Annotated in this window: 23 protein-coding genes; 7 read left to right on the top strand and 16 right to left on the bottom strand. The window is 72.9% G+C overall.

All coding sequences use genetic code 11. The features are described from left to right. Window positions 1–56: 56 nt before the first annotated feature. The 4 genes from ACIRSU_RS20340 to ACIRSU_RS20355 form a co-directional block, all read right to left on the bottom strand. A complete protein-coding gene (locus tag ACIRSU_RS20340; RefSeq protein WP_403793964.1) occupies window positions 57–926 on the bottom strand; it encodes an alpha/beta hydrolase family protein in 870 nt (289 codons plus the stop codon). 97 nt (window positions 927–1023) lie between these two features. Beyond that, window positions 1024–2256 carry a kynureninase gene (kynU, locus tag ACIRSU_RS20345; RefSeq protein WP_403793966.1) on the bottom strand — a complete coding sequence of 411 codons (1233 nt, stop codon included), beginning with the start codon at window positions 2254–2256 and terminating at the stop codon, window positions 1024–1026. After that, window positions 2249–3112, bottom strand: coding sequence for a tryptophan 2,3-dioxygenase family protein (locus tag ACIRSU_RS20350; protein ID WP_403793968.1), 864 nt, complete (start codon window positions 3110–3112; stop codon window positions 2249–2251). The genes kynU and ACIRSU_RS20350 overlap by 8 nt, the downstream gene beginning before the upstream one ends. 118 nt (window positions 3113–3230) lie before the next feature. Beyond that, window positions 3231–4055 (bottom strand): DUF3152 domain-containing protein, encoded by an 825-nt coding sequence (locus ACIRSU_RS20355; RefSeq protein ID WP_403793970.1) that lies wholly within the window; start codon window positions 4053–4055, stop codon window positions 3231–3233. A gap of 124 nt (window positions 4056–4179) precedes the next feature. On the opposite strand from ACIRSU_RS20355, the gene ACIRSU_RS20360 reads away from it, so the two are divergent. Further along, entirely contained in the window at window positions 4180–4605 is a 426-nt protein-coding gene (locus ACIRSU_RS20360; RefSeq protein WP_403793972.1) for a DUF3151 domain-containing protein, read from the top strand. Window positions 4606–4667: 62 nt separating this feature from the next. Here the strand turns inward: ACIRSU_RS20360 and ACIRSU_RS20365 are convergent, their stop codons facing one another. The 9 genes from ACIRSU_RS20365 to ACIRSU_RS20405 form a co-directional block, all read right to left on the bottom strand. Beyond that, window positions 4668–6125: an MFS transporter gene (locus tag ACIRSU_RS20365; protein WP_403794892.1), complete on the bottom strand. Its 1458-nt coding sequence runs from the start codon at window positions 6123–6125 to the stop codon at window positions 4668–4670. Between the two features lie 182 nt (window positions 6126–6307). Then, window positions 6308–7465 (bottom strand): MalY/PatB family protein, encoded by a 1158-nt coding sequence (locus tag ACIRSU_RS20370; protein WP_403794895.1) that lies wholly within the window; start codon window positions 7463–7465, stop codon window positions 6308–6310. An 89-nt stretch (window positions 7466–7554) separates the two neighbouring features. Then, entirely contained in the window at window positions 7555–8577 is a 1023-nt protein-coding gene (gene fbaA, locus ACIRSU_RS20375; protein ID WP_403793974.1) for a class II fructose-bisphosphate aldolase, read from the bottom strand. A 279-nt stretch (window positions 8578–8856) separates the two neighbouring features. Continuing rightward, window positions 8857–9405, bottom strand: coding sequence for an orotate phosphoribosyltransferase (gene pyrE, locus ACIRSU_RS20380; RefSeq protein WP_403793976.1), 549 nt, complete (start codon window positions 9403–9405; stop codon window positions 8857–8859). Between the two features lie 37 nt (window positions 9406–9442). Beyond that, the gene (locus ACIRSU_RS20385; protein WP_403793977.1) at window positions 9443–10234 is read right to left on the bottom strand and encodes an aldose 1-epimerase; all 792 of its coding nucleotides are present in this window, start codon (window positions 10232–10234) and stop codon (window positions 9443–9445) included. Between the two features lie 206 nt (window positions 10235–10440). Next, window positions 10441–11298, bottom strand: a complete 858-nt coding sequence (locus ACIRSU_RS20390) for an SRPBCC family protein (RefSeq protein ID WP_403793979.1) — start codon at window positions 11296–11298, stop codon at window positions 10441–10443. A 71-nt stretch (window positions 11299–11369) separates the two neighbouring features. Continuing rightward, window positions 11370–13088: a spermidine synthase gene (locus tag ACIRSU_RS20395; protein WP_403793981.1), complete on the bottom strand. Its 1719-nt coding sequence runs from the start codon at window positions 13086–13088 to the stop codon at window positions 11370–11372. Between the two features lie 127 nt (window positions 13089–13215). Next, window positions 13216–13734, bottom strand: coding sequence for a DUF2617 family protein (locus tag ACIRSU_RS20400; RefSeq protein ID WP_403793982.1), 519 nt, complete (start codon window positions 13732–13734; stop codon window positions 13216–13218). A gap of 699 nt (window positions 13735–14433) precedes the next feature. Beyond that, a complete protein-coding gene (locus ACIRSU_RS20405; protein ID WP_403793984.1) occupies window positions 14434–15951 on the bottom strand; it encodes a Mu transposase domain-containing protein in 1518 nt (505 codons plus the stop codon). Window positions 15952–16556: 605 nt separating this feature from the next. Here ACIRSU_RS20405 and ACIRSU_RS20410 point away from each other — a divergent pair. The 4 genes from ACIRSU_RS20410 (at window position 16557) to ACIRSU_RS20425 (ending at window position 20734) form a co-directional block, all read left to right on the top strand. Beyond that, entirely contained in the window at window positions 16557–17339 is a 783-nt protein-coding gene (locus ACIRSU_RS20410; protein WP_403793986.1) for a hypothetical protein, read from the top strand. Between the two features lie 275 nt (window positions 17340–17614). Beyond that, on the top strand, window positions 17615–18787 hold the full coding sequence (locus tag ACIRSU_RS20415) for a pyridoxal phosphate-dependent aminotransferase (RefSeq protein ID WP_403793988.1): 1173 nt from the start codon (window positions 17615–17617) through the stop codon (window positions 18785–18787). Between the two features lie 269 nt (window positions 18788–19056). Continuing rightward, complete coding sequence (locus ACIRSU_RS20420) at window positions 19057–19209, top strand: hypothetical protein (protein ID WP_403793990.1); 153 nt, start codon at window positions 19057–19059, stop codon at window positions 19207–19209. Window positions 19210–19315: 106 nt separating this feature from the next. Further along, the gene (locus ACIRSU_RS20425; RefSeq protein ID WP_403794897.1) at window positions 19316–20734 is read left to right on the top strand and encodes a glycosyltransferase family 39 protein; all 1419 of its coding nucleotides are present in this window, start codon (window positions 19316–19318) and stop codon (window positions 20732–20734) included. Between the two features lie 55 nt (window positions 20735–20789). Here the strand turns inward: ACIRSU_RS20425 and ACIRSU_RS20430 are convergent, their stop codons facing one another. Together ACIRSU_RS20430 and clpB are read right to left on the bottom strand one after the other, a co-directional pair. Continuing rightward, window positions 20790–21332, bottom strand: a complete 543-nt coding sequence (locus ACIRSU_RS20430) for a YbjN domain-containing protein (protein ID WP_403793992.1) — start codon at window positions 21330–21332, stop codon at window positions 20790–20792. Window positions 21333–21724: 392 nt separating this feature from the next. Beyond that, on the bottom strand, window positions 21725–24325 hold the full coding sequence (clpB, locus tag ACIRSU_RS20435) for an ATP-dependent chaperone ClpB (protein ID WP_403793994.1): 2601 nt from the start codon (window positions 24323–24325) through the stop codon (window positions 21725–21727). Between the two features lie 122 nt (window positions 24326–24447). Between clpB and ACIRSU_RS20440 the strand changes: the two genes are divergently transcribed. Next, the gene (locus ACIRSU_RS20440; protein ID WP_403793996.1) at window positions 24448–24861 is read left to right on the top strand and encodes a pyridoxamine 5'-phosphate oxidase family protein; all 414 of its coding nucleotides are present in this window, start codon (window positions 24448–24450) and stop codon (window positions 24859–24861) included. A 104-nt stretch (window positions 24862–24965) separates the two neighbouring features. Here the strand turns inward: ACIRSU_RS20440 and ACIRSU_RS20445 are convergent, their stop codons facing one another. Further along, on the bottom strand, window positions 24966–25301 hold the full coding sequence (locus tag ACIRSU_RS20445) for a (2Fe-2S)-binding protein (protein WP_389211084.1): 336 nt from the start codon (window positions 25299–25301) through the stop codon (window positions 24966–24968). A gap of 364 nt (window positions 25302–25665) precedes the next feature. Between ACIRSU_RS20445 and ACIRSU_RS20450 the strand changes: the two genes are divergently transcribed. Continuing rightward, a complete protein-coding gene (locus tag ACIRSU_RS20450) occupies window positions 25666–26649 on the top strand; it encodes a helix-turn-helix transcriptional regulator (RefSeq protein WP_403794900.1) in 984 nt (327 codons plus the stop codon). Window positions 26650–26693: the final 44 nt, after the last annotated feature.

The raw sequence follows: 26693 nt of genomic DNA on the forward strand, positions 1-26693 counted from the left end.
CCATGTCCGTCATCAAGTCGCCGGCGGCTCCGTCGCCAAGTCCGCCACCCGCTCCGTCACCAGGCCAGCTGGGCGATCTCCTCCGCCACCACCGCGCACGCGTCCGCCGCCGGGTCGATCAGCGGGAAGTGGCCGACGTCCTCGAGCAGGGTGAAGCCGACGGTCTCGCCGGCCTTCGCCGCCGCGTCCACGTAGGCCTCGGCCACGGCCGCCGGGACGACGATGTCGTCACGGCCCTGGACCACGGTCGTGGCGATGCCGGTGGGCAGCAGCACGGCCGGGTCGGCGAGGGCCGCTCGGGCGGCGAACTCGGCGTCTCCGCCCAGGAGTTCGGTCGTGGCGCCGCCGCAGACGTTCAGCTCCACCGCTCGCTCGAAATGCGCGATCGGGGCGAGGGCGACGACACCGCGCAGGGCCGGCGGGGCCGGCAGCCGCCACGGTGAGCCGGCCGGCAGGACATGGCGGGCGGCGGCCCAGAGGGCGAGGTGCCCGCCGGCGGAGTGGCCGGTGAGGACGAGGCGGCGCGGGTCGGCCTGCGGAAGGTGCTCGGCGGCGAGGTCGGCGACCGCGTCCAGCGCGGCGGCCACGTCGTCGAAGGTCTCCGGCCAGCGCCCGGCCACCGGGCCCGTGGCGCCCTGCCGGGGGATGTCGCTGCCGCGCCGGTACTCGACGCTGGCCACGGCGAAGCCGCGCCGGGCGAGGAAGTCCACGAACGGGGTCAGATGCTGCCGGTCGTACGGCGCGCGCCAGGCGCCGCCGTGCAGCGCGACGACGAGCGGCGCGTGCTCCCGCCCGTCGCGCGGCGCGTAGAAGTCGACCAGCTGGTCGGGATGCGCGCCGTACGCGGCGGAGGCGTCCGGGGCGACGGCCGGGTGCGAGAAGGCCGATGCCTCTTCGGCGGCGTCGCGCGCGGCGGGGTCCGGCATGCTGCTTCCAACCTCTCCTGGAACGGGGCCGATTGGCCTGACCTGCGGGGACCGTATCAGGAGTACGGCCCCCGCAGATCAGGCGATCAACCGATGATCATCCGTCCTGGGAAGAGCCCGCGGAAGAGCCCTCGGAAGCGAGGACCTCGGCGAGGACCCGCGCCGCCCGCTCCGCGTCCGCGAAGCCCACGTACAACGGCGTGAAACCGAACCGCAGGATGTCCGGGCGCCGCAGGTCGCCCACCACACCGCGCCGGATCAGCTCCGCCATCACGGCCGGCGCCTCGGCGCAGCGCAGCGCGACCTGGCTGCCCCGCTCCGCGTGCGCCTCGGGCGTCACGGACTCGACCCGGCCGGCGGGGACGTAGGCCCGTACGCACTCCAGGAAGAAGTCCGTCAGGGCCAGCGACTTGGCGCGCACGGCCTCGATCTCGACGCCGTCCCAGACCTCGAGGGCCGCCTCCAGGGCCAGCATCGACAGGATGTCGGGCGTGCCGACCCGGCCGCGCAGCGCGCCTTCGGCGGCCCGGTAGCCGGGGGTCATGCCGAACGGGTCGGCGTGCGAGTTCCAGCCGGGCAGCGGCGAGTCGAAGCGGCCCTGGTGGCGCTCGGCGACGTACAGGTACGCGGGCGCGCCGGGGCCGCCGTTGAGGTACTTGTACGTGCAGCCGACGGCCAGGTCCACGCCGTGCGCGTCGAGGCCGACCGGCAGCGCGCCCGCGCTGTGGCACAGGTCCCAGACGGCGAGCGCGCCCGCCTCGTGGAGGGCGGCGGTGAGGCCGGGCAGGTCCTGGAGCCGGCCGGTGCGGTAGTCGACGTGGTTGACCAGGGCGAGGGCCGTGCGGTCGGTCACCGCGCCGGCCATCTCGGCCGGGTCGAGGGGCACGATCCGGTGACCCGTGAGGCGCGCGGCGGACTCGGCGATGTACCCGTCCGTGGGAAAGGTCGTCGCGTCGACGAGGATCTCGTCACGGCCGTCGCGGGGATCGCCGGCCAGCCGGGTGCCCGCCACGACCGCCTTGAAGACGTTCACGCTGGTCGAGTCGCCGACCACGATCTGCCCGGCGGCGGCGCCGACCAGCGGGGCGATCCGGTCGCCGATCCGCTCGGGCGCGGTCCACCAGCCGGACTCGTCCCAGGAGCGGATGCGGAGCTCGCCCCACTGCCGGGTGATGACGTCGGCCATCCGGGCGGGTACGTGAGCGGGCAGCGCGCCGAGCGAGTTGCCGTCCAGGTAGACGACCTCGTCGAGGGCGAACTTCGCGCGGTGCTTGGCCAGTTCGTCGGCGGTGTCCAGCGCCTGTGCGCGCTCCGCGTAGCTCTCAGACATGGCTGCGCGCCGTCCACAGCTCGGGGAACACGTTCTTCTGGGCCCGCTTCTCCAGCCAGGCCACGCCCGCGGAGCCGCCGGTGCCGGTCTTCGCGCCCATCGCGCGCCGGGTGGCGACCAGGTGGTCGTTGCGCCAGCGCCACACCAGCTCGGCGACGTCGCTCAACGCCTCGCCGAGGCGCACGAGTTCGGCGTTCTGGTCGGGGTCGGCGTAGATTCCGGCCCAGATCCGCTCGACCTCCGCGGAGGGCTCGTAGCGCAGCGCCGGATCGCGGTCGAGGACCTCGGCCGGGACGGGCAGCCCGCGGCGGGCGAGCAGCCGCAGCGTCTCGTCGTACAGGCTGGGCTCCTGGAGCGCCTTCTCCAGCTCGCTGTGGACGCGGGGCGCGCCGCGGTGCGGCACCAGCATGGACGCCGACTTCTCGCCGAGCAGGAACTCCATCCGCCGGTACATCGCCGACTGGAAGCCGGAGCCCTCGCCGAGCGCGCCGCGGTAGGCGTTGAACTGGGCGGGGGTGAGCTGGGCCAGCGGCCGCCAGGAGTGGTTGAGGGCTTCGAGCTCGCGCACGGAGCGCTTGAGCGCGTCCATGGCCACGGGCAGGTCGTCCCGGCGCAGGGCGCGGCTCGCGGTCTCCCACTCGTGAACGATCACGGTGAACCACAGCTCCATGACCTGGGTGGTGACCAGGAAGACCATCTCGCCCGGGTCGTCGGAGCGGAGGTGCTGGAGATGGGTCAGGACGTCCGCCTGGACGTAGTCCTCGTACGGCGTCGTACCCGCGAAGTCGAGGTTCGGCGCGTCGGCGACTGCGTCGGCGACCGTACCGGCTCCGGAGGCATCGGGGAAGGTGGACATTTCTGTCTCCTCGATACGAAACACCGGGTAGCGGTCCGCTCCTCTCCTCCGGCTCGTCCGGCACAGGAGCCCCGGTCCCCTCGGGAGGCGGGCTTCGTCGCACGCACTCCCAAGCGCATCATGACACGACCGGACCCGAGATGTAGATCCCTTCTTCGTCATACGGATATGCGTTCGAATGGCAGCCGTTCAGGCCCTTGATCTGCTGCATCATCACGGGCGCTGGCCGGCCGGGGCCGGCACAGCCGAGGTGCCGGCGGATGCCGATCTCGTGCCCGACCTCGTGGTTGATGATCAGGTTCCGGTACTCGGCGGGCGGGCCCGCGAAGGTCGGCGAGCCCAGCATCCACCGCCTCAGGTTCACCACGACACCGGCGCTCGTCTCGCAGTTCAGCTCGCCGTGGGTGTTCAGGCCGTTGGCCGCGCAGAGCCGGTCTGCGGTGTCCGGGGTGGCGATCCGGATGACGAAGTCGGCGTGGTCGGTGACCAGCTGGAAGCGGCCGCGGCCGTGCGCGGCCCAGCCGCGCGGATCCGCCAGGATCCGCTGGATCTCCTCGGCGGCCTGGCGTGCGGAGACGTCGATGCCGTCCTCGACCTGGACGCGGTAGCGGCGCAGCGTGCCGCCGGAGCCGACGGGGTCGCCGGTGGCCCGGGCGGTGGTGAAGGTGCCGGGGCCGGATCGGGGGACGCGGGGCGGCTTCTTCGGGTCGGGCTGGGGCGTCGGCTTCGGCTTCGGCTTGGTCGTGGGCGGCGGGGTCGGTGTGGGTGAGCGCGTCGTCGGGCGCGCGCTCGACTTCGCCGGCGCGGGCGCGTGCGCGGGCGCGGGCGCGGCAGTGGTGTCCCGGCCCCGGTAGTGGACGGCCGCCGCCCCGCAGCCGAGCACCGCCAGGACCAGGAGCAGCACCGGCCACCCGCGCCGTCGTCGCGCTCGTCGTCGCCCCACCACGGCCCCCTCTTCCCCCACCTTCGAACAGGTGTCCCCGCCCCTCAGGACGGGGGAAGGGAGAGAAGGGTTCCGGAAGAGTTCCGGAAGCCGGCTCCCGCCGGTCCGGTGGCAGACTGCCCTCATGACGACGCACACCCACCAGAACCTGCTCGGCGGCCCCGGCCCGACGCTCCTGCCCGAGAACGAGGACGCCTACCGCCTCCTCGCCGAGGAGTCCCTGGCCCCCGCGGAGGTCGCCCGCAAGCACCCCACCTTCTCCCTCGCGTGGGCCATGCTCGCCGACGACGCCTACGAGTCCGGCCGCGTCATCGAGTCCTACGCCTACGCCCGCACCGGCTACCACCGCGGCCTCGACGCCCTCCGCCGCGCCGGCTGGAAGGGCCACGGCCCCGTCCCGTGGTCCCACCGCCCCAACCGAGGCTTCCTCCGCTGCCTCGCGGCCCTGGCCCGCGCGGCGGGCGACATCGCCGAGAAGGACGAGCAGGAGCGCTGCTGGCAGTTCCTGCGCGACAGCAGCGAAGAGGCGTACACGGAGCTGCACCGCTAGGAGCTGCCACCGGCCCGCGGCCGCCGACGGCGATCGCCCGCACGCGCGCCCCGGGCCGGGGCTCAGCCCCGTGCCTTCCCCGCCGCCCCGGGATCCAGCGGCGGCGCCCCCACCCCGCAGTGGACCCGGCACTCGGGGTGGCACGCGGCGGCCGGCGCCGCGGCCGGGGCGCGCAGGGTGAACCAGGCGAGGGCCGCGCCCACCACCAGCACGCCCGCGAGGATCGGCATCGCACGGCGGAAGGTGGCGTCGAACTCCGTCGCCGAGCGGTACGCCTCCGGGCCCATCCCCACGAGCAGCGGCAGCGCGGCCACCGCGATGAGCCCCGCCGCGCGGGCGGCCGCGTTGTTGATGCCGCTGGCGAGGCCGGCGCGGGAGACGTCGACGGAGGCGAGCACCGTGGCCGTGAGGGGCGCGACCAGCGTCGTCATGCCGAGGCCGAGGACGAGCATCGCGGGCAGGACGTCCGCCGGGTACGAGGGGTCCTCGCCGACCCGCAGCATCAGCAGCATCCCGGCCGCGCACAGCAGCGGCCCGACCGTCAGCGGCAGCCGCGGCCCGATCTTCTCGCCCAGCTCGCCGGACTTCGCCGAGAGCAGCAGCATCAGGACGGTGGTCGGCAGCAGCGCCGTCCCCGCGGCGAGCGCGGAGTAGCCGGAGACCACCTGGAGCTGGAGCGCGGCGAGGAAGAAGAAGCCGCTGAACGCCGCGTAGACGCACAGGGTCACCAGATTGACCGCGGTGAACTGCCGCGACCGGAAGATCGACAGCGGCACCATCGCCCGCTCGCCCCGCCGCATCTCCACCCGCACGAACCCCGCGCCGACCACCACGCCCGCCACGCCCGCCCACCACACCTGCGCGATCAGCGCGTACGTGACGAGCGCGAGCGCCAGCGCGCCGAGCACCGCGCCGAGCACGTCGAAGCGCCCGTGCGCGACGACGTCGCGGGACTCGGGGACGTGCCGCAGCGCCACGGGCACGCAGACGAGCGCGAGCGGCACGTTCAGCAGGAACACCCACCGCCAGCCGGGCCCGTCCACCAGCCACCCGCCCACGAACGGCCCGATCGCCGCGCCCACGCCACCGAACCCGGACCAGAGCCCGACCGCCCGGGCCCGGTCGTCCTGGTGGAAGCTGGCCTGGATCAGCGCGAGCGAGCCGGGCGTGAGCAGCGCGCCGCCGACGCCCTGGAAGGCGCGGGCGGCGACGAGGATGCCGGCGTTCGGCGCGAGCCCGCACAGCAGCGAGGCCACCGCGAACCAGGCCACACCGATCACGAAGACCCGCCGCCGCCCGTACCGGTCGCCGAGCGACCCGCCCAGCAGGATCAGCCCGGCGAGCGTGACCATGTAGGCGTTGACGGTCCACTGGAGGGCGCCCAGGTCGGCGCCGAGGTCCTCGCCGATGTGCGGCAGGGCGACATTGACGACGGTCGAGTCGAGCAGCGCCATGCCGGAGCCGAGCACAGTGGTGAACACGATCCACCGCCCGGTCCCGGAGGCGAGCCTGATCCCCATGCCCGGCGCCGCAGCGCCCGCCGTTTCGGCCATGCCTGCATGGTCCCGCGAACGCCCCGCGTCCGCAGCCGCTCAGCTCCGCAGCCGCTCGGTCCGGCAGCCGCTCAGCCCACAACCGCCCGGTCCCGCGACCGCTCCGCCCGCAAGCGCCCGGTCCCGCGCCCGCCCGGTCCCGCGACCGCTCAGCTCCGCAGCCGGGCCGCCGCCCGTACCAGCGCGTCCACGCCCCGTTCGGCCTTCGTCCGGGGGCAGCCGAGGTTGAGCCGGACGAAGCCGGGGGTGCCGTACACCCCGCCCGGCATGATCGCGACCTTCTCCTTGGTGACGAGCTCCTCCTGGAGGGTGGTCTCGTCGATGCCGAGCGGGCGCAGGTCGATCCAGGCGAGGTAGCCGGCCTGCGGCGGGGTCCAGGCGAGGTCCGGGAGGCCGGCGGCGAGCCGCTCGGCGGCCATGGTCATCGTCCCGGCGACATAGCCGCGCAGCGCGTCGAGCCAGGGCGCGCCGTGCCGGTACGCTGCGATGTGCGCGGTCAGGGAGAGCACGGCCGGCGAGGCCAGCCCCTCGCCGGTCTCCATGCGCCGGACGAACTCCGCGCGCTCCTCGGGGTCGCCGAGGAACCCGTACGAACCGGAGAGCGCGGGAAAATTGAAGGCCTTGGTGCCGGAGGTGACCAGCGCCCAGCGGCGCCCCCGCCCGGGCTCGGCGACCGCCGTCCACGGCACGTGGCGGTGGCCGGCGCCCGTCAGGTCGGCGTGGATCTCGTCGCTGACGACGGCGGCGCCGTGTCGTTCGGCGAGCCGGGCGAACTCCGTCAGCTCGTCCTCGCGCCACACCCGGCCGGTCGGGTTGTGCGGGGAGCAGAGCAGCAGCATCCGGCTGTCGGGCCGGGCCAGCTCGCGTTCCAGGGCCTCGGTGTCGCCGAGGGGGACGCCGCGCAGCTCGCGGCCGAGGCCGGTGACGGCCTTGCGGAAGCCGTCGTACGTCGGGGTGTGGACGACGACGCCGTCGCCGGGCTCGGTCCACATCCGGAGCAGCTGGGAGAGCTGGGAGAGCACGGAGGGCGCGTAGACCATCGCCTCCGGGTCGACCTCGGCGCCGTACCGGCTCGCGTACCAGTCCCGTACGGCCTCCCGGAACTCGCCGAGCCGCCAGTCGGTGTAGCCGAAGACGCCGTGGTCGACGCGTGCGCGCAGGGCGTCGAGGACGGCCGGCGGGGAGGCGAAGTCCATGTCGGAGATCGTGAAGGGCAGCAGGTCGGAGACGCCGAAGCGGTCGGATATGCCGTCCCACTGGACCGACCAGGTGCCGCGCCGGTCTATCTCGCGGTCGAACTCGAACACCGACACCTCATACCTCCAGGAACGGGAACGACGAACGGGCCCGGCACCACTCTCGTGGCGCCGGGCCCGTCCTACAACGCCGAGGGCGCTTACTTCAGCTTCGTACCGGTCGAGCGCAGGGCCGCGCACGCCTCGGTCACGCGCGTGGCCATGCCCGCCTCGGCGAGCTTGCCCCAGGTGCGCGGGTCGTAGGTGGACTTCTTGCCGACCTCGCCGTCGACCTTCAGGACACCGTCGTAGTTCTTGAACATGTGGTCCGCCACCGGACGCGTGAAGGCGTACTGGGTGTCGGTGTCGAGGTTCATCTTCACCACGCCGTTGTCGAGGGCGGTGGCGATCTCCTCGGCGGTCGAGCCGGAGCCGCCGTGGAAGACGAAGTCGAACGGGGAGGCCTTGCCGAACTTCTCGGCGACGCCGGCCTGGAGGTCCTTGAGCAGCTCGGGGCGGAGCACGACGTTGCCCGGCTTGTAGACGCCGTGGACGTTGCCGAAGGACGCGGCCAGCAGGTAGCGGCCCTTCTCGCCCAGGCCCAGGGCCTCGGCGGTGCGGATGGCGTCGTCGACGGAGGTGTACAGCTCGTCGTTGATCTCGTGGCTGACGCCGTCCTCCTCGCCACCGGTCGGGGTGATCTCGACCTCGAGGATGATCTTGGCGGCGGCGGCCTTGGCGAGCAGCTCCTGGCCGATGGCCAGGTTGTCGGCGAGGGTCTCGGCGGAGCCGTCCCACATGTGCGACTGGAAGAGCGGGTTGCGGCCGGCCTTGACGCGCTCGGCGGAGATGTCGAGCAGCGGGCGGACGTAGCCGTCCAGCTTGTCCTTCGGGCAGTGGTCGGTGTGCAGCGCGACCGTGATGTCGTACTTCGCGGCGACGATGTGCGCGAACTCGGCCAGGGCGACGGCGCCCGTGACCATGTCCTTGTTGTACTGGCCGCCCAGGAACTCGGCGCCACCGGTCGAGATCTGGATGATGCCGTCGCTCTCGGCCTCCGCGAAACCGCGCAGGGCGGCGTGGAGGGTCTGGGACGAGGTGACGTTGATCGCCGGGTAGGCGAACTTGCCTGCCTTCGCCCGGTCGAGCATCTCGTTGTAGACCTCGGGGGTTGCGATGGGCATACGTCCGCTCCTTGTGATGTGCGGGTAGGTGCGTTGCTTGTCCCTGACCTGGGGGCGACGTCATCGTCGCCCCCATCCTTCCAGACTCCCGCGGAAGGTCCCACGGGCGCGGCAGAGGAAGGGGCGGGGTGTTTCACGTGAAACACCCCGCCCCTTTGCAAAACCGCAGGTCAGAGCCGGTTCGCACCGGTCCCGGACGCTAAGTCACGACTTCGCGGCGATTCAGCCGTGAAGGTCAGCCGTGAAGTCGGCCGTGCAGGCCGGCCATGGAGGTCGGCGTCAGCCCAGGCCGAGCTCGTCCAGCGCGTACGCGTAGAGGTACGGCACACCCGCCGTGTCGGCGATCTTCTCGCCCGCGCCCGTCGCCCGGTCGACGATCGTCGCGACGGCGACGACCTCGGCGCCGGCCGCGCGGGCCGCCTCGACGGCGGTCAGCGGCGAGCCGCCGGTGGTCGAGGTGTCCTCGACGATCAGGACCCGGCGGCCCTTGATGTCCGGGCCCTCGACCTGGCGCTGCATGCCGTGCGCCTTCGCGGCCTTGCGGACCACGAAGGCGTCCAGGCGCTCACCGCGCGCGGCGGAGGCGTGCAGCATCGAGGTGGCGACCGGGTCGGCACCCAAGGTCAGACCGCCGACGGCGTCGAACTCCAGCTCCTTGGTCAGCTCGAGCATGACCTGGCCGACGAGCGGCGCCGCCGCGCCGTCGAGCGTGATCCGGCGAAGGTCCACGTAGTAGTCGGCCTCAAGACCCGAGGAGAGGGTCACCTTGCCGTGCACCACGGCCTTGTCCTTGATCTGCTGGAGCAGCTCAGCGCGTACGTCAGTCATGCTCATGAGCTTAGGGCCTGTCCTCGGAGCAGCCCGCTCACAGCCGGCGCCAGGTCCAGGTCGTCGAGACCTCCAGCGGGTCGATGGGCGTGACCAGGCGCGGGAGGGTGTTGAGGCCGTTCGGCGGGCCGGACTGGGGCTCGACGCAGACGGCGTCCTCCGGCTCGTCGTAGACGACGACGTACTCGGTCCGGCTGGTGACGCGCAGCTCCAGCTGCCCCGGCCAGGTCAGGGTGACGTCGACGCCGTCCGGCATGCCGAAGCAGTCGTCCCAGGGGCGCGGGGTCGGGTCGATGCGGCGGCCGGTTGGGATGTGGTTCGCGCCGCGCTCCTCCTGCCAGGCCGGGTGGAAGCCGAGCTCGACGTCCGCGCCGCCGAGCGAGCGCCGGAACCAGGGGTGCCAGCCGGCCTGCGCCGGGAAGGAGTCGGACGCGGTCTCGACACCGAGCGTGAGCGTGAGCGAGCCCTCGCCCAGCTCGACGATCTGGGTGACCTTCCCCTCGTACGGCCAGGGCTCGCCGAGTTCGGTCGTGAACGCGGCCGTGGACCCGGTGACCTGGGCGGTCTTCCACGGGACGTCGCGGACGGTGCCGTGGATGGCGTGCGGGGCGGCGTGCGCGCTGACGGGGAGCTGGTGGACGGTGGCGCCGTTGCGGAAGCGGGCGTTCTCGGTCCGGCCCGCCCAGGGCGCCATCACGAAGCAGCCGAAGTGCGCGCCCTGGAGCAGTAGTTCGGTGTCCCCGATGCGCAGGCCGGTGATGCGGCAGCCGTGCTCGGGATCGATGGTCAGCTCGGCGTCACCGGCCGTCAGTCGCGTCAGATTGCTCACGCTCCGACCCTAGGCGATCACCGGGCCGGCGGGAGCGTTTCAGCGACTCGGCCCATCGGAGACTCGGTGACCCGAGCGGCTCAGAGGCTCCAGGGGCCCGGGGGATCCAGCGGCGTGGGGGATCCAGCGAACCGGGGGATCCAGCGGCGCGGTGACCTCAGCGGCGAGGCGGCTCCAGCCGCTCGGCGACTCCAGCCGCTCGGGGCTCAGCGGCGGCGGCGCAGGGCGCGGCTCACCACGACGGCGGAGGCGAGGGCGAGCGCGGCGGCGGGGGCGATCCAGCGCAGACTCGCGCCGGCACCGGAGGCCTCGACGGCGGGCACGGGGGCGTAGCGGCCGCGCGGCGGGGCGTGGTCGACCTCCTCGGCGCTGCGGCCGATCATGGTGCGCCGGGCGTGCGCGGCCTCGGCGGGCTGACCGGTGCCGGGCGCCTCGTACTCCTCCTCGTCGGCGAGCGGGTCGAGGGACGGCGGCGGCACCGGCGTGTCGAAGACGGACGTACGCCCGTCCGTTTCCGCTTCCACGTCGCCCTCGATCTCGTCCTCGTCCTCGTCCGCGTCCTCGGGCTCTTCCTCGTCCTTGGCCTTCGCCCTGCTCTCGATCTCGCTCTCGGCGGCCATCTCGGCCTCCACGTCCGCCACCGCGACCAGCGCCTCCGCGAACCGGTCGAGCAGCCGGGCGCCCGCCGCGCCACGGGCGTCCGCGTCGGCGTCGGCGAGCCGCCCGGCCGCCGTCACCTCGCCGGTGAAGCCGATCGTGGTGCCCTCGGCCAGCGGGGTGAGGGTCAGCGTCAGCGCGAGCGACGCGGTGCCCTTGCCGCGGACCTCGGCGCCCTCGCCCTCGACGGCGAAGCCTCCGCCGCCGTCCCGCTCGGCGATCCGGAACGTGCCGCGGTAGGTGATGGTGTTGCCGCCGACCCGGACCTTCAGCCGGCCCGCGAGGGGCCCGGTCGCCTCGTCGGCGTCCTGCTGGAAGCCGGGCACGCAGCGCGCGACCCGCGCCGGGTCCGTCAGCGTGGCACGCAGGACCTCGGCCGGGACCGGGACGAACACCTCATGCTCCATGGGAGCCGAGCCTACTCAGCCGGGGCCCGCCCGTCGCCTGTTTGCGCGCCCCCGGGCGCCGCGGCCGCGCGTCAGTAGCGCGGATGCACCAGCGTCGACGGCGGCAGCCCGCCCGCGCCTCCCGTGCGGCTGCGCTCCACGCGGCTCTCCGCCTCGGTGAGGGTGGCGGCGGTGAGGGAACGCAGCCGGGGTGCGTCGGGCGCGAGGCCGAGGACCGGCGGCCGGCCGCCCCGGGTCGCGAGCAGGAAGCCCCACTCAGCGCCCCCGCCCCCGGCCCCCTCGCCCTCCCTTTCCCCGTCGCCGCCCCCATTCCCCTCCCCGCGACCGCGCGCGGCGGCGGCATACGGGCGGGTGGTGAAGCCGGCGGCGCGGAGGGTGGCGTCGACGGTCCAGTACGTGCGGGGGCTGCCGGTCGCGGGGCCGGCGTGGACCACGAGGCGGCCGCCGTCGGCGAGGACGCCGGCGGCGAGTCCGTAGAACTCCTCGGAGTAGAGCATCGCGCCCCCGGTGTCGCCGGGCCCGGGGTCGGGCAGGTCGGAGATCACCACGTCGTACCGTTCCTGCGGAGAGCGGTGAAGGCGCAGCCAGCGGAACGAGTCCCCGTACGCGACGGTCACCCGCGGGTCGCGGAACGCCTGCCCGTTGAGCAGGGCCAGGTCGGGGTCGGTGCGGGCGATCCTGGCGACGCCCGGGTCGAGCTCGACGACGGTGACGGCGCGCACGTCGTCGTAGCGGAGCACCTCGCGGGCGGCGAGCCCGTCGCCGCCGCCCAGGATCAGCACGCGCGTGTGCCGGCCGTTCATCGCGGGGTGCACCAGGGCCTCGTGGTAGCGGTACTCGTCGCGCCCGCCGACCCGCAGCCGCCCGTCCAGGAAGAGGTCGGGCGGGCCGCCCCGCTCGCCGGTGACCACCACCTCCTGGACGTCGGTGCGCACGGCGATCCGCACGCTGTCTCCGTACACCGCCCGCCGCGCCGCCTGTTCGAAGTCGTCGGCGCGGACGGCCGCGGTGGCGAGGACGGCGAGCACGAAGAGGTTCGCGCCGATGAGCAGCGCCCGCGAACGGCCCGTCAGGTCGTGCCGGAACAGGCACAGGACGAGCGCCCCGCCCGCGACCGCGTTGACCGCGCCGGTGACCAGCGCGCCGGTCAGCTGCCCGAGCCAGGGCAGCAGCAGGAACGGGAAGGCGAGCCCGCCGACCAGCGCGCCCACGTAGTCGGCGGCGAACAGGTCGGCGACGGTCCCGGCCGCGTCGTACGGGCCCCGCTGGGCGCGGGTCCGGCCGCGCCGGGTGTCGCCCGAGACGACCCCGGCGACCGGCCGCGCCGGTGAACGCGCCGACTCCGCACGCTGGATGAGCGTCATCAGGAGCGGGATCTCCGCCCCGATCAGCACGCCGATGGCCAGCGCGAAGGCGACGAGCACCCACTGCGCCTGGCCGAGCCAGGCGAAGGCCGCGTACAGCACCATCGCCGAGCAGCCGCCGATCAGCGCGAGCCCGCCCTCGACCAGGCCGAAGCCGACGGCGGCGCGGCAGCGCAGCCGCTTGGCGAGCAGCGAGCCGACGCCCATCGCGAAGACCATGACGGACAGCACGACGGACGCCTGGGTGACCGAGTCGCCGATCAAGTAGGTGGCGAGCGCCACCAGTTCGAGCTCGTAGACCAGGCCGCAGGCGGCGCAGACGAAGACCGTCACCAGGACCGGATACCGCACCGCGCCCGGCCGGACTGGCTGCCGCACCGCCGGCTTGGGCGGCAGGGGCAGCGTGGTCACGGGCGGGTCGATCATGCCCGTAACGCTACGTCACACCTGTTCCGCACAGTGTCACCCGCGCGAGTGCATCCGAGGCATATGTGCGGCGGCGCCGTGAACGCGCGGCTACGCCGGCGGTCCGGGGCGCGGTCCGGAGTGCGACTCAGAGCGCGGCCGGCATCCGCGCGCCGATCCGCGTTCTCGTCACCACCAACTGCCCTTCCTGCGGGTAGGCGTGCCAGGTGCGCCAGCGCACCTGGCCCTCGTGGCGCTGCGCCAGCATCGCCGTGAAGGCGTGCGGCGAGCCGGGGAAGGTCCCCGCGAGGCCGTGCGGATGGTCGGCGACGAGTGCGAGCAACTCCTGTGCGCGGCCCGCGAACGAGCCCTGGGTGAGGGTCTCGACGCGGGCGGCGAACTCGTACTCCCACTCGCCGACCCGCTTGGACACGCCCAGCGGCAGCGGGGTGCTGCTGCCGGGCATGCAGGCGACGGTCTCCGAGCAACTGCGGTCGTCCTCCCGGAGGAGTACCTGATGGGAGGCGCCGAGCAGCCGCAACTGCAGCTTGGCCCCGGCGAGTTCGAGATCGAGTACGGCGAGCGCCGGCAGCGGGTCGCGCCCCAGCGCCCAGGCCAGGTCGGCCGCGCGCGTATCGGTGTAGGAGGTTTTCAGGGTCGTGAGCATGGATCGGCTCCGCAAACACGGTTGGCGGGTGGGCCGGAGGCGTCCCGGTGAAGGGCTTCGACCGGGAGTGGGGATCGCCGGCTCGGGTCCACACACGGTCCGAGGGCTGGATGTTCTCAACAACGAGGGAATCATGAACCGTGGTCGAGTGGCAGCGTTTTTGCCCAACTTGGCGTGGTTTCCATCCCCTCGGGGGCCCCACGGTTCAACTGTTCAATCGGAATCGATCGCGTGATTCCCACAATCGCTCAACAGAGTGGTCACAGACGCGTGTTGTCCACCGTTTTCCCCGTTTTCCCCGTTTTCCCCGCCGGCCCTGTCAGCTGCCTCCGCCACAGCCGCCCCCGCAGCCCGAGCCGCACCCCGAGGACCCGCAGCCCGACGAGCCCCCGCAGGAGGACGACGCGCCGCAGCCGCCGCCCGAGGACGAAGAAGAGGAAGAGGAAGAGGAGGAGCTGCCGCTCGCCCAGCCGCCCCGGCGCTTGCGCCGCTTGCGGGAACGGCCGCCACTGGTCGCCGCCGCAAATCCGACGACCACAAGAATGATGAGTCCGAAGACGATGAAACCGCCCATGGAGTCCCCCGTACGTTCGAGTTTTCGCGTCAGCCAGAGTGGCTGTGCGAGAGGGATTCCCGCGTCGGCCGGGCTCGAAGCGCGCAGAGCGCGCACTTGAGCAAGTCCAGAGCTTCGCCCCGGAGTCAGGAGCGATCCGGGGCCTCGGACTCCGGTCCGGCGTCCGACGGCGCGGCGGCGGACGCCTGCGCTTCCGCTTCCCCTTCCGCTTTCCCCTCCGCTTCCTTTTCCCCTCCCCCTTCCCCTTCCGCCTCCTCCTTCGCGTGCGTCTGCGCCTCCGCCTCCAGACGTACGCGCAGTGCCCGCGCTTCGGCCAGCGCCTGCCGGGAGAGCGGCCGGCGGCCCTGGCCGTGCCGACAGACGGAGCCCTGGGAATGCGCCGGGCGCGTGGGGCGCTCCAGGGCGCTCGCGCCGGCGGCGTCGGCCAGGGTCCGCGCCGTCCCGGGCGGCGCGAGCCGGTGCCGGGCGATGACCGCGCCCATGGGGGTGACGATCGAGAGGTACGGCCGGTCCAGGCGCCGATGGACCTCCACCCGCGAGCCGGCGAGGTCGGGCTGGACCGCGTAGAAGCTGTCGCGGTACGGCACGAGCCCCTGCGGGCCGACGATCCGGTGGGCGCACAGCCATGCGGGGAACGGGGTGAGCGGCAGGGCCGGGAGGCCGGGGGCGTCCAGGGCGTCGTGGTCCGCGGCGAGCCGGTCGAGCTCGTCCTGCGCGCCGGCCATCCGGCTGTCGTGCCCGGTCGCCCGCCACCACTCCCGCAACGCCGCGCACCGGGCCTCGTCCGGCGGACCGGCCTGGTCGCGCCGGTCCCCGTGGGCGCCGTGGTCGCCCGGCCCGAGTCGGTGCCACCACTCCCGCAGTGCCGCGCCGCCGCAGGCGCCTTCAGGCGGGCCCTCGTCGCCGTGGTCGTCGTGGTCGTCGTGGTCGCCGTGCCGGCCGGCCTGGTCGCTCCGGCCGGGCGGACCGAACCGTACCGCCACCCCGTAGTACCGGGCCACCTGCGCGAAGGCCGGTGTCGGCCAGCCCGTCGAGACGGTGCACACGACCGGCGTGCGGTCGAGCCGCCAGCACCCGGGCGTACCGCCGAGCCGGCGCAGCGCCCGGTCGATCGCCTCGGTCAAATGGGGAAGGTCGTCGCCGTCGCTCAGCACGCCGCGCCAGCGGCCCGAGGAGGCCAGGGTGCCGATCAGCAGCCGGGCGTGCGTGCCGCACCCCCACCGCAGCGGCGGGGCGGGCAGCCGGAGCCAGTCGAACCGAATCTCCTCACTCCCCTGCGGCGCGTCCGCGGGTCCGCCCTGCCGCGGCACACCGGGTCGGCAGTCCGCACAGGGGGGCCGCAACAGGTGCCGGCGCAGCGCCCGGGTGAAGGTGGAGTAGCCGCCGGGATAGCCGAGTTCGACGACCTCGGCGAACAGCCGGCTCGCCAGCAGGTGCGGATCGTCGGCCAGCCGCTGCCGGCAGTAGGGCAGGAAGAGCAGGGACGCGTCCTGCGTCTGGCTGCGCACGCCCGCGACCCGGTCGCCGCCGAGGTAGGACCGCACCGTCTTGCGGTCGCGCCCCAGGTGGCGGGCGATCGCGGAGATCGACCAGCCCTTGCGGCGCAGTTCCCGAATCTCCAGGTATTCCTTCCTGGTGAGCATGCCGGCCCCCTCGCTGAAGTTACCAGTAATTCGAGGCAGAGACCTTACCGGAGCATCCCAAATTTGCGAAGTGACTGAATTCATTCCCCCGACAGACGGCGCCCTTTCGAGGAGTGCGCCGTCTTCGAATTGCGCCACCCAACGCGCCACCCCGGGGAAAATGGCCAAGCGGACGCGGCACGTTACGACAATATGACTGCCGCCCCGGAGGGTGGGGAATTTATCGGAGCGCTATATGAAGTCTTTGCCAGTGGCATGGGAGCACATCCTGGAACCCGCCTGAGGAATTCTCTTGAGTACCTCTGGAATGAGATATGAAAGGACGCCCGTATTGCCGACATTCGACGCGGGCCGCTTTTCGTTGACCGGGGCATGAGTGCAATGCGCCAACGAAATACCCTGCCCCGGACGGATCGGGATCCCGTCTGCGACGCCGGGGGCTGGCTGTTCGTACCCGATCGCCGGGACGCCGCCGGAGACGTGCAGTGCGGCTACCTGTCGCGCGACGGACAGCGTGTCGTCCTGCGGAACTCCTCCCGGCTGCTGGCCGACTTCCTGCTGCGGATCCGCCAACTCGAGGAGGGCTTCGCCGAAGGGCTCGCCGGGTGTGGGAGTCGACGGTGTACGACCCGATGAACGACCCCTGCGCCTGGCCGGAGTACGGGACCGGGATCGCCGGCGTCCCCGCCACCGAGGGTTGGGACGGCTGGGACGACGAGCGGCCCGGGCCGCTCCACCTCCATGCGCCGCGGGACGACGTCCCACCCCACGACACGATGTCGCTCGGCAGGATGCCGCTCGACACCCTGTCCCTCGACGCGATGTCCCTCGACGCGATGTCTCTCGACGACTTGCCCTTCGACGCCTTGCCGCATCAGCCGGTACCGGAGCCCGGGCACCCCGCCCGACGCCGCCATCTGCCGCCGGTGACGTCCTGGCCGCTGCTCTTCCGCTCGTTGTTCGGGATGCTGACCATCGTCACGGTCACCGCGGTCTGCGTCCTCGACTGGCTGCTCTGCTACCACCCGCTGCTCGACCTGGCCGTGTCCCGGGTGCCGCACGGCCTCGATCACCTGTGGCCGGCGATCGTCTACGCGCCGTGGCTCGTGGGCACCTTCTCCGTGCTGCGCAGTGCGCTGGAGGCGCGCCGGCTCGCGCACGCCTGGGCCGTGGTCGTCGTCTTCTCCGGCATCGCGACGGGGCTGTGCGTCTTCGAGGCGTGCCGGACACCGGCCGATCTGCTCGACATCGTGGTCGCGGGTCTGCCGCCGGTCACCGCCGCCGTCTGCCTGCACCAGCTGGTGCGGCAGCTCACCGCCGCCTCCCGCGCCCGCCGTCCGGCGCCGCGGCACACCGCCCGCCGGGTACCGCGGCAGCGACGGCGCTGAGCCGGGCGGAGCGGGGCGCGGGGGCGCGGGGGGTGGGGGCGCGCGTGAACGTGGCCGTGGGCGGGGGCGGGAGCGGGGAGCAGGGGCGGGGAGCGGGGCGGGCGGGGAGCGGGGGCGGGGAGCAGGAAGGTCGCCCCGGTCTCCACGGTCTCCGGTCTCCAAGGTCTCCCGGTCTCCACGGTCTCCCGGTCTCCACGGTCTCCCGGGTCGCCTGCTTGTCCGTCGCTCGTCCGGCGTCAGAGGATGGCCCCGTCGACGAGTCGTGAGGAGCATTGATGGGTACCAGGCCGCTGTTGAACCGCCGGCTCGCCGAGTTCGGGACGACGATCTTCGCCGAGATGTCCGCGCTCGCCACCGCCACCGGCTCGATCAACCTGGGTCAGGGCTTCCCGGACACGGACGGCCCCGAGGAGATCCGCGAGGCGGCCGTGCGCGCCCTGCGCGAGGGCCGCGGCAACCAGTACCCGCCCGGCCCCGGCGTGCCCGAGCTGCGCTCCGCGATCGCCGAGCACCAGCAGCGCCGCTACGGCCTCTCGTACGACCCCGACAGCGAGGTCCTGGTCACCGCGGGCGCCACCGAGGCCATCGCCGCCGCGCTGCTCGCGCTGGTCGAGCCGGGCGACGAGGTCATCGCCCTGGAGCCGTACTACGACTCGTACGCCGCCTGCATCGCCATGGCCGGCGGCACCCGGGTCCCGGTCACCCTGCGCCCGCACGACGGGGCCTTCGTCCTCGACCTCGACGAGCTGCGCGCCGCGGTCACCGACCGGACCCGGCTGATCCTGCTCAACACCCCGCACAACCCCACCGGCACCGTCCTCAGCCGCGCCGAACTGACCGCCGTCGCCGAACTCGCCCAGGAGCGCGACCTACTGGTCGTCACCGACGAGGTGTACGAGCACCTGGTCTTCGACGGCGCCGCGCACGTGCCGATCGCGTCGCTGCCCGGCATGCGCGAGCGCACCGTCACCATCGGCTCGGCCGGCAAGACGTACTCCTTCACCGGCTGGAAGGTCGGCTGGATCACCGCGACGCCCGAACTGACCAGCGCGGTCCGGTCCGCGAAGCAGTTCCTCACGTACGTGTCGTCAGGCCCGTTCCAGTACGCGGTCGCCGAGGCGCTGCGGCTGCCCGACACGTACACCGACGCCCTGCGCGCCGAACTCCAGGCGAAGCGCGACCTGTTGAGCGCGGGCCTGACGGCGGCCGGGTTCGGCGTCCACCGCCCGGCCGGCACGTACTTCGTCACCACCGACATCCGTCCCCTCGGCGAGACCGACGGCTTCGCCTTCTGCCGCGCGCTGCCGGAGCGGGCCGGGGTCGTCGCCATCCCGAACGCGGTCTTCTACGACCACCGCGAGGAGGGCGCGCCGTTCGTGCGGTTCGCGTTCTGCAAGAAGACGGAGGTCCTGGAGGAGGCGGTGGAGCGCCTGAAGAAGCTGGGCTAGGAACGAGGGACCGGCCGGGAACGGGAGACCCGGCCAGGAACGAGGGACCGGCCAGGAACGGGAGACCGCGGAGCGGCCTTCCGGCGCGCGTGCCCCTCGGCGCGGCGACGACCGTACCGACGACGCCGACGGACACGCTGCCCGTACCGTCGGCAGCCGTGCCCGGCCCCGGCTGCCGATGGCGGTCGACCCGACCGGTCCCTGGCACTTCACCGCCCACCCGGCGGGCGCGCTGACCCATCGTCCTGGAGGTCGCGGACGACAAGGGCGTGCTCGCGACCCTCACCACCGGGGCGGGGGTGGTGACCCTGCGCGGTCCGAAGCGCTGGTTCGAGCAGAAGAAGGCGTACGAGGAGAACGGCGACGCGCGGGAGAAGGGCGACCTCTGCACGGACATGCTGCGGGTGATCCGCCGCTTCTGATCCGCGCGCCCTCTCCGTGCCGTGGCACCGGTCATGTAGACCGACTGTCGGGAAATAACCGACCGGATTCCCGCGCGCACGGAGGTGCCCCCTGTCCGCCGAGACGATCGACCGCCCGCCGGCCGACGCCGCCCCCGCACTCACCGCCGCGCCCGCCCGGCGCCGCCTCGCGCGCCTGCGCGCCTCGCTGCGCCGGGCGGCGCCCGCGCTCGGGCTCTTCGCCGCCGCGCGGCTGACCGGGACGCTGGTGTTCGCGCTGTGGGCGTGGCACATCGGGCGTTCGCCGCGGGTGCTGCTCGCGAGGTCCTGGGACTCGGACTGGTACCTGCGGATCGCCGCCAACGGCTACGGCCGCACCCTCCACTGGCCGGACGGGGCGCCCATGTCCGACCTGGCGTTCTTCCCGCTCTACCCGGGGCTCGTCCGGGTCGTCGCCGGCGTGCTGCCGATCGCCTACGGGACGGCCGGCCTGCTGCTGTCCTGGCTGGCGGCCGGGGCCGCCGCGTGGGGCGTCTTCCTGGTCGCGGAGCGACTGTGCGGGCGACGCGTCGCGGTGTTCACGGTGCTGCTGTGGGGGCTCCTGCCGACGTCGTTCGTGCTGACGATGGCGTACACGGAACCGGTCATGACCGCCTTCGCCGCCTGGGCGCTCTACGCGGTCCTGACCCGCCGCTGGCTCTGGGCCGGCTCCCTGGCCACCCTCGCCGGCCTCTCCCGCCCCAACGGCATCGCCGTCGCCGCCGCCGTCCTGGCCGCCGCGGCGCTGGAGCTGTGGCGGAGGAGTGGATGGTGGGACGGGCACGGGCGGGCCGACTGGCGCGGATGGGGGGACGGGCGCGGCAGGGCCGGCTGGCGCCGATGGGCGGACCGGCGCGGCAGGGCCGGCTGGCTTGGATGGGCGGACCGGGGCGGATGGGCGGACCGGGGCGGCGGCGCTGACCGGCACGCCAGGGCGGACCGGCGCGGCCAGGGCGGCGGTGCGGACCGGAGTGGCGGCGCGGGCCGGAGCGGGCGGGACGGCTGGGCGGTGTGGGTGGGGGCCGGGGTCGCGCCGCTCGGGTGGGTCTCGTATCTCCTGTGGGTCGGCGCGCGGCGCGGCGATCTGCTCGGCGGCTACTTCACCGTCCAGGAGGGCTGGACGAGCCGCTTCGACTTCGGCGAGGGCGCGGCGCGCTTCGTACGGGACATGCTGAAGGGGCCCACGCAGTTCGGCTACGTCATGGCCCTGGCCGTCACCGCGGTCGGCGTGCTGCTCTTCGCGCTGCTCCTGCTCGACCCGGACGAGCGGCCGCCGCTGCCGGTCCTCGTCTACACCGGCGTGCTCGTGCTGATCACCGTCGGCGGCTCCGGCTTCTTCGAGTCGAAGCCGCGCTTCCTGCTGCCCGCGTTCCCGCTGCTGCTGCCGCTGGCCCGGGCACTGACAAGAGCCCGGCCACGCGCCGCGATCACGGTGATCGCGGGCCTGGCCGGGCTCTCGTTCGCCTACGCGCCGTACGCGCTGACGCTGGCGCGGATGGCGCTGTGACCGCTCGGCGGTCGGTGGACCGCTCGGCGGACCACTTCGGGGACCAGTCGGCTGACTACTCCGCGGAGCCGTCGCCGTCGCCGGACGCCTTGTCCTCCGGGGACTCCAGGCCGAACTGCTCGACGATCCACTTGTCGAACTCGATCGACGCGCGCACCCAGCTGACCGTCGACGACACGAAGTGCTCCAGGGCGACGCCCGTGCCGATCAGCATCTGTGCCTCACCGATGAGGCGGAGGGTGGCGGAGCCGTCCTCCTCCTCGTGCAGGTGGGTGTAGACCTTGGGCCACAGCGTGCGGCGGTTCCAGTCGTCGATCGCGTCGAGGATCTTCGCGCGGTCGTCCGCGGCGTGCGGGCGGTCGTAGAAGGTCCGCACCGAGAAGACCTGCTGCTCCGCCTCGCCGCGGAACATGAAGTACGTGCGGAAGTCCTCCCACGGCGCCGCGAGGTCACCCTCGTCGTCGACGACGTACTTGAGCTCCATCTGCTCGAGGAGCTGCTTGACCAGATCCTGGTCGGGAACGACGGGGCCCGCCGGTCCTGCCTGCGGCTGGGGCTGGGCCCCGAAATTAGGAATCGAGGACGGGTCGATGCTCACCGGGTTCTTCCCTTCGTACGGATGCCGCCATCCTCCCTCATGGCGGGCGGGGGGTGGCAAGTCCCCACGGCGCGATCAGCTGCGGGCTGACATGATCTCGCCCCGCGCTCCTACGTCACGGTGGGCTTCCGCCTGCCGCGCGCCGAGGCTTCTGCGCGTCGACGCGAAGGCGGACGAGGACGGCGACACCGCACTCGCCCACCTCGGCGCCTGGGACAGGTGACCCGACCGGCGGAGAGCTGACCGCCGGACACCCGACCGCCGGACACCCGACCGGCGGGCACCCGAGCGCCGGAGACCCGAGCGCCGGAGACCCGAGCGGCGGAGACCCGAGTGGCGCGATCCCGCCGGTCGGCTCCCCGCCAGGGCCGGGCTGCTCCGCCGGGGCCGGGCTACTCCGCCCTGCCCACGATCAGCTCGTCCTCGAAGCGGTCCACCCGGACCGTGTCGCCGTCGCGGACCTCGCCCGCCAGGATCTCGCGCGCGAGGCGGTCGCCGATGGCCGTCTGGATCAGGCGGCGCAGCGGGCGGGCGCCGTACGCCGGGTCGTTGCCCTCCTCGGCGAGCCAGGCGAGGGCCTCGGGGGTGACGTCCAGGGTGAGGCGGCGGTCGGCGAGGCGGCGGGCCAGGCGGTCGATCTGGAGCTTGGCGATCCGGGCCAGCTCGTCGCCCTTCAGGGCGGAGAAGACCACGATCTCGTCGAGCCGGTTCAGGAACTCGGGCTTGAAGCTCGCCCGGACGACCTCCAGGACCTGCTGCCGCTTCTCGCTCTCGCTGGTCAGCGGCTCCATCAGGAAGTGGCTGCCCAGGTTCGAGGTGAGGATCAGGATCGTGTTGCGGAAGTCGACCGTGCGGCCCTGGCCGTCGGTGAGCCGGCCGTCGTCGAGGACCTGGAGCAGGATGTCGAAGACCTCGGGGTGGGCCTTCTCCACCTCGTCCAGGAGCACGACGCTGTACGGGCGGCGGCGCACGGCCTCCGTCAGCTGGCCGCCCTCCTCGTAGCCGACGTAGCCGGGGGGCGCGCCGACGAGACGGGCGACGGAGTGCTTCTCGCCGTACTCCGACATGTCGATGCGGACCATGGCCCGCTCGTCGTCGAAGAGGAAGTCGGCGAGCGCCTTCGCCAGCTCGGTCTTGCCGACACCCGTCGGGCCGAGGAAGAGGAAGGAGCCGGTGGGCCGGTCGGGGTCGGCGATGCCGGCCCGGGTGCGGCGCACCGCGTCGGAGACGGCGCGCACGGCCTCGCTCTGGCCGATGAGCCGCTTGCCGAGCTCGTCCTCCATGCGCAGCAGCTTCTGCGTCTCGCCCTCCAGGAGCCGGCCGGCGGGGATGCCGGTCCAGGAGCCGACGACGTCCGCGATGTCGTCAGGACCGACCTGGTCCTTGACCATCATGTCCTTCGCGTCCTGCCGCGCCTCCTGCTCGGCCTCGGCCTCGCTGGCGGCCTCCAGCTCCCGCTCCAGCGCCGGGATCTCTCCGTAGAGCAGCTTGGACGCGGTGTCGAAGTCGCCGTCGCGCTGCGCGCGCTCGGCGCGGCCGCGCAGCTCGTCGAGCCGCTCCTTCAGCTCGCCGACCCGGTTGAGGGACTGCTTCTCCTTCTCCCAGCGGGCGGTGAGGCCGCGCAGCTCCTCCTCGCGGTCGGCGAGGTCGCGGCGCAGCTTCTCCAGGCGCTGGAGGCTGGCCTCGTCGGTCTCCTTGGAGAGGGCGAGCTCCTCCATCTTCAGCCGGTCGACGGCGCGCTGGAGCTCGTCGATCTCGACCGGCGAGGAGTCGATCTCCATCCGGAGCCGGGACGCGGCCTCGTCGACGAGGTCGATGGCCTTGTCGGGCAGGAAGCGGGAGGTGATGTAACGGTCGGAGAGGGTGGCGGCGGCGACCAGCGCGGAGTCGTTGATCCGCACCTTGTGGTGCGCCTCGTAGCGGCCCTTGAGTCCGCGCAGGATGGCGATGGTGTCCTCGACGGACGGCTCGGCGACCAGGACCTGCTGGAAGCGGCGCTCCAGGGCGGGGTCCTTCTCGATCCGCTCGCGGTACTCGTCGAGGGTGGTCGCGCCGACCATGCGCAGCTCGCCGCGGGCCAGCATGGGCTTGAGCATGTTGCCCGCGTCCATGGCGGAGTCGCCGCCGGCGCCCGCGCCGACGACGGTGTGCAGCTCGTCGATGAAGGTGATGATCTGGCCGTCGCTCTCCTTGATCTCGGAGAGGACGGTCTTCAGCCGCTCCTCGAACTCGCCGCGGTACTTCGCACCGGCGACCATCGCGCCGAGGTCGAGCGAGACCAGCCGCTTGTCGCGCAGCGACTCGGGGACGTCGCCCTTCACGATGCGCTGGGCGAGGCCCTCGACGACGGCGGTCTTGCCGACGCCGGGCTCGCCGATGAGGACCGGGTTGTTCTTGGTGCGCCGGGAGAGGACCTGGACGACGCGGCGGATCTCGTGGTCGCGGCCGATGACCGGGTCCAGCTTGCCCTCGCGGGCGGCGGCGGTGAAGTCGGTGCCGAACTTCTCCAGGGCCTTGTACGAGCCCTCCGGGTCGGCGGTGGTCACCCGGCGGGCGCCGCGCGCCTTCTCGAAGGCGTCCTGGAGCCGTCGGGCGGTGGCGCCCTGCTGGTCGAGGACCTGGCCGGCCCGGCCGCCCTTGGCGGCGATGCCGATCAGCAGGTGCTCGGTCGACAGGTACTCGTCGCCGAGCTTCTTCGCGCGCTCGGCGGCGTCGGCGATGACGGCGAGCAGCTCGCGGTCGGGCTGCGGGGGCGCGACCGTGGACCCGGTGACGCTGGGCAGCGCGGCGAGCAGCCGCTCCGCACCGGAGCGCACGGCGGCCTGGTCGGCCTCGACGGCGGCGAGCAGGTCGGTGATGTTCTCGTTGTCCTGACCCGCGAGCAGCGCAAGCAGAAGGTGCGCGGGGGTCAGATCGGCGTGCCCCTGGGACACGGCGCGGCTGCTCGCCGCGTTCAGCGCGTCCCGGCTCCTGTTGGTCAGTTCGGCGTCCACGTGCGGGGTCTCCTCCTGGTCTTCGACTGCGACAGCTCCTATGACTCATCCAACCTACACAAAGTTGAGTCTATTCCGCTCAAGGTATCGGGTGGAGCCCTCCCCGGAGTAGTTTCCGAGACATGGCCATCGACCCGAGCAAGCCCAGCGACTCGTACCTCAGCTTCTGGCGCGAGTACCACATGAGCACCCTGACGACCCCGCGCCCGGACGGCACCCCGCACGTGGTGGCGGTGGGCGTCACGTACGACCCGGAGGGCGGCGAGAAGGGCATCGCCCGGGTCATCACCAACAAGCACAGCCGCAAGGTCGCCAACGTCCTGGCGGCGGGCCCGGACGGCGCGCGGGTGGCGGTCTGCCAGGTGGACAAGGGGCGCTGGGCGACGCTGGAGGGCGTGGCGCGGATCCGCACCGAGGCCGAGGTCGTCGCCGACGCGGTCGACCGGTACGCGGCCCGCTACAACCGGGTGCCGGCCCCGAACCCGGACCGCGTCGTCATCGAGATCGCGCTCACCCGCGCGATGGGCCGGGCGTAACCGGCCGACGGCAAAAGCACAGCGGCGCCATCGCGTTTCAGGTCCGCGATGGCGCCGCTGTGTGGGGGAAGCGCCCGAACGATCTACAACGACGGGGGAATCGTTCAGGCACTGCGGGGGGTGGCGGTGATGGTCTCCGTGTCGACCAGCTGGGGCTCCAGCAGCTGATGGTCACGCTGATCGAGGTTGACGAAGATCATGCCGTACCGGATGGCACAGCGAACGGGCTGCGGCGCACCGCGCGGGCGGCGCAGACACCGATAGGCACGGACGTCCTCGTCCTGTTCGCGGGCGACGACGATCGGCTCTCCGAAGAGGGTCACCATCAAGGAGTCGCCACGGTGGGGGATGGCCGTGACGAGATCGATGAAGTGCCACCCGGAGCGGTATGCCGAGGCCATCTCCCGTCGGAAGGACCGGTCGTCCGGCGGCACGGTCATGCTCCCGCGCCCGCCGGACCGAGGTCCCACACGGGGTCGAGCTGAGCGGCCGGGGCGACGTCCCAACCAGGGTCCCGGTCGGCAGCCGGTGCGACGTCCCAGACCGGGTCGTTCGGAGCTGCGACGACGTGGGCCGGCGTGCTGTCCCACACCGGGTCGTTGACGGCCAGCGCTCCTACTGCTGCCGCCCCAATGAAGACGGAAGCAAGTATCGAGCGAAGCATTTTCCTGGACATGAGCGGCTTCGACCTCACTTGATGGTTTCCTCTACCCCCGCGCACAAAACGATGGCTCAGTCTTTGCGCTCGCACCACCGAGGCAATGCATCATGTTCCTGAAATACAGGATCCTGGGGGGTGTGCAAATGCCGCATAAACCGACAGAAGCGACACATCCTCACGGGCATGTCGACCTCTGTGCAACCGGATCGGACTTGTACGCAAGTGCGTTGCGGATCGGGCGAATAACCAGGACCGAGGCAGAAGCCGCACCCTGCCTCATGGACCTGGACCTGCTGCACCCCGACCCCGACGACCCGTCATGGCTAAGGCCCGTGCCACCGTCGGCGGCGCTCGCCCGGCTCGTCCAGCCGTTGGAACGGGAGATCCAGGACCGCCGCGCCCTGGCCACGGAGCTGTCCAGCACATTCGAGCCGTTCATGGCGATCAGCGCCCAGGACCCTTCCACGACCCACGCCATCACCGTCCTCGAGGGCATCCACCGCATCGACGCCGTGCTCAGCCGGGCCACCGCCGAGTGCTCCGAGGAGCTGCTCACCGTCCAGCCGGGCGGCGGCCGCAGCGAACACACCCTCAACACCGCGCTCAACCGCATCCAGCCACTGCTCGACCGCGGCGTCCGCGTCCGCACCCTCTACCAGCACACCGTGCGCCACAGTCCCGGCATGCAGGTCTATCTGGAACAGGCCGGCATGGACCGGCTCCAGGTGCGCACCCTGGAGGAGAGCATCGAGCGGCTCATCATCATCGACCGCACGGTCGCGCTCATCCCGGCCCGCCAGGACCGCCAGGTCGCCCTGGAACTGCGCCACCCCGGCCTCGTCGAATACCTCGCGACCGTCTTCGAGCAGTCCTGGACCCGCGCCACCCCGTTCGGCGAACAGGTCCCGGGCGCCCTGCCCAAGAACGGCATCAGCGGCGTCCAGCGCTCCATCGCCCGGCTCCTCGTCGAAGGCCACGTCGACGAGGCCATCGCCCGCCGCCTCGGCATGAACGTGCGCACCTGCCGCGCCCACATCGCCAAGCTCGCCGCGGCCCTCGGCAGCGGCAGCCGGGCCCAGCTCGGCTTCCTCATCGCCCAGTCAGGCATCCTCGACGACCGCGACTGAGCCGAGCCGCCCCGAACGCCGCGAGGTCCCCTCCGCCGAAGCGG

Origin of the sequence: Streptomyces sp. NPDC101160, assembly GCF_044768205.1 — a bacterium.
Lineage (GTDB): Bacteria > Actinomycetota > Actinomycetes > Streptomycetales > Streptomycetaceae > Streptomyces.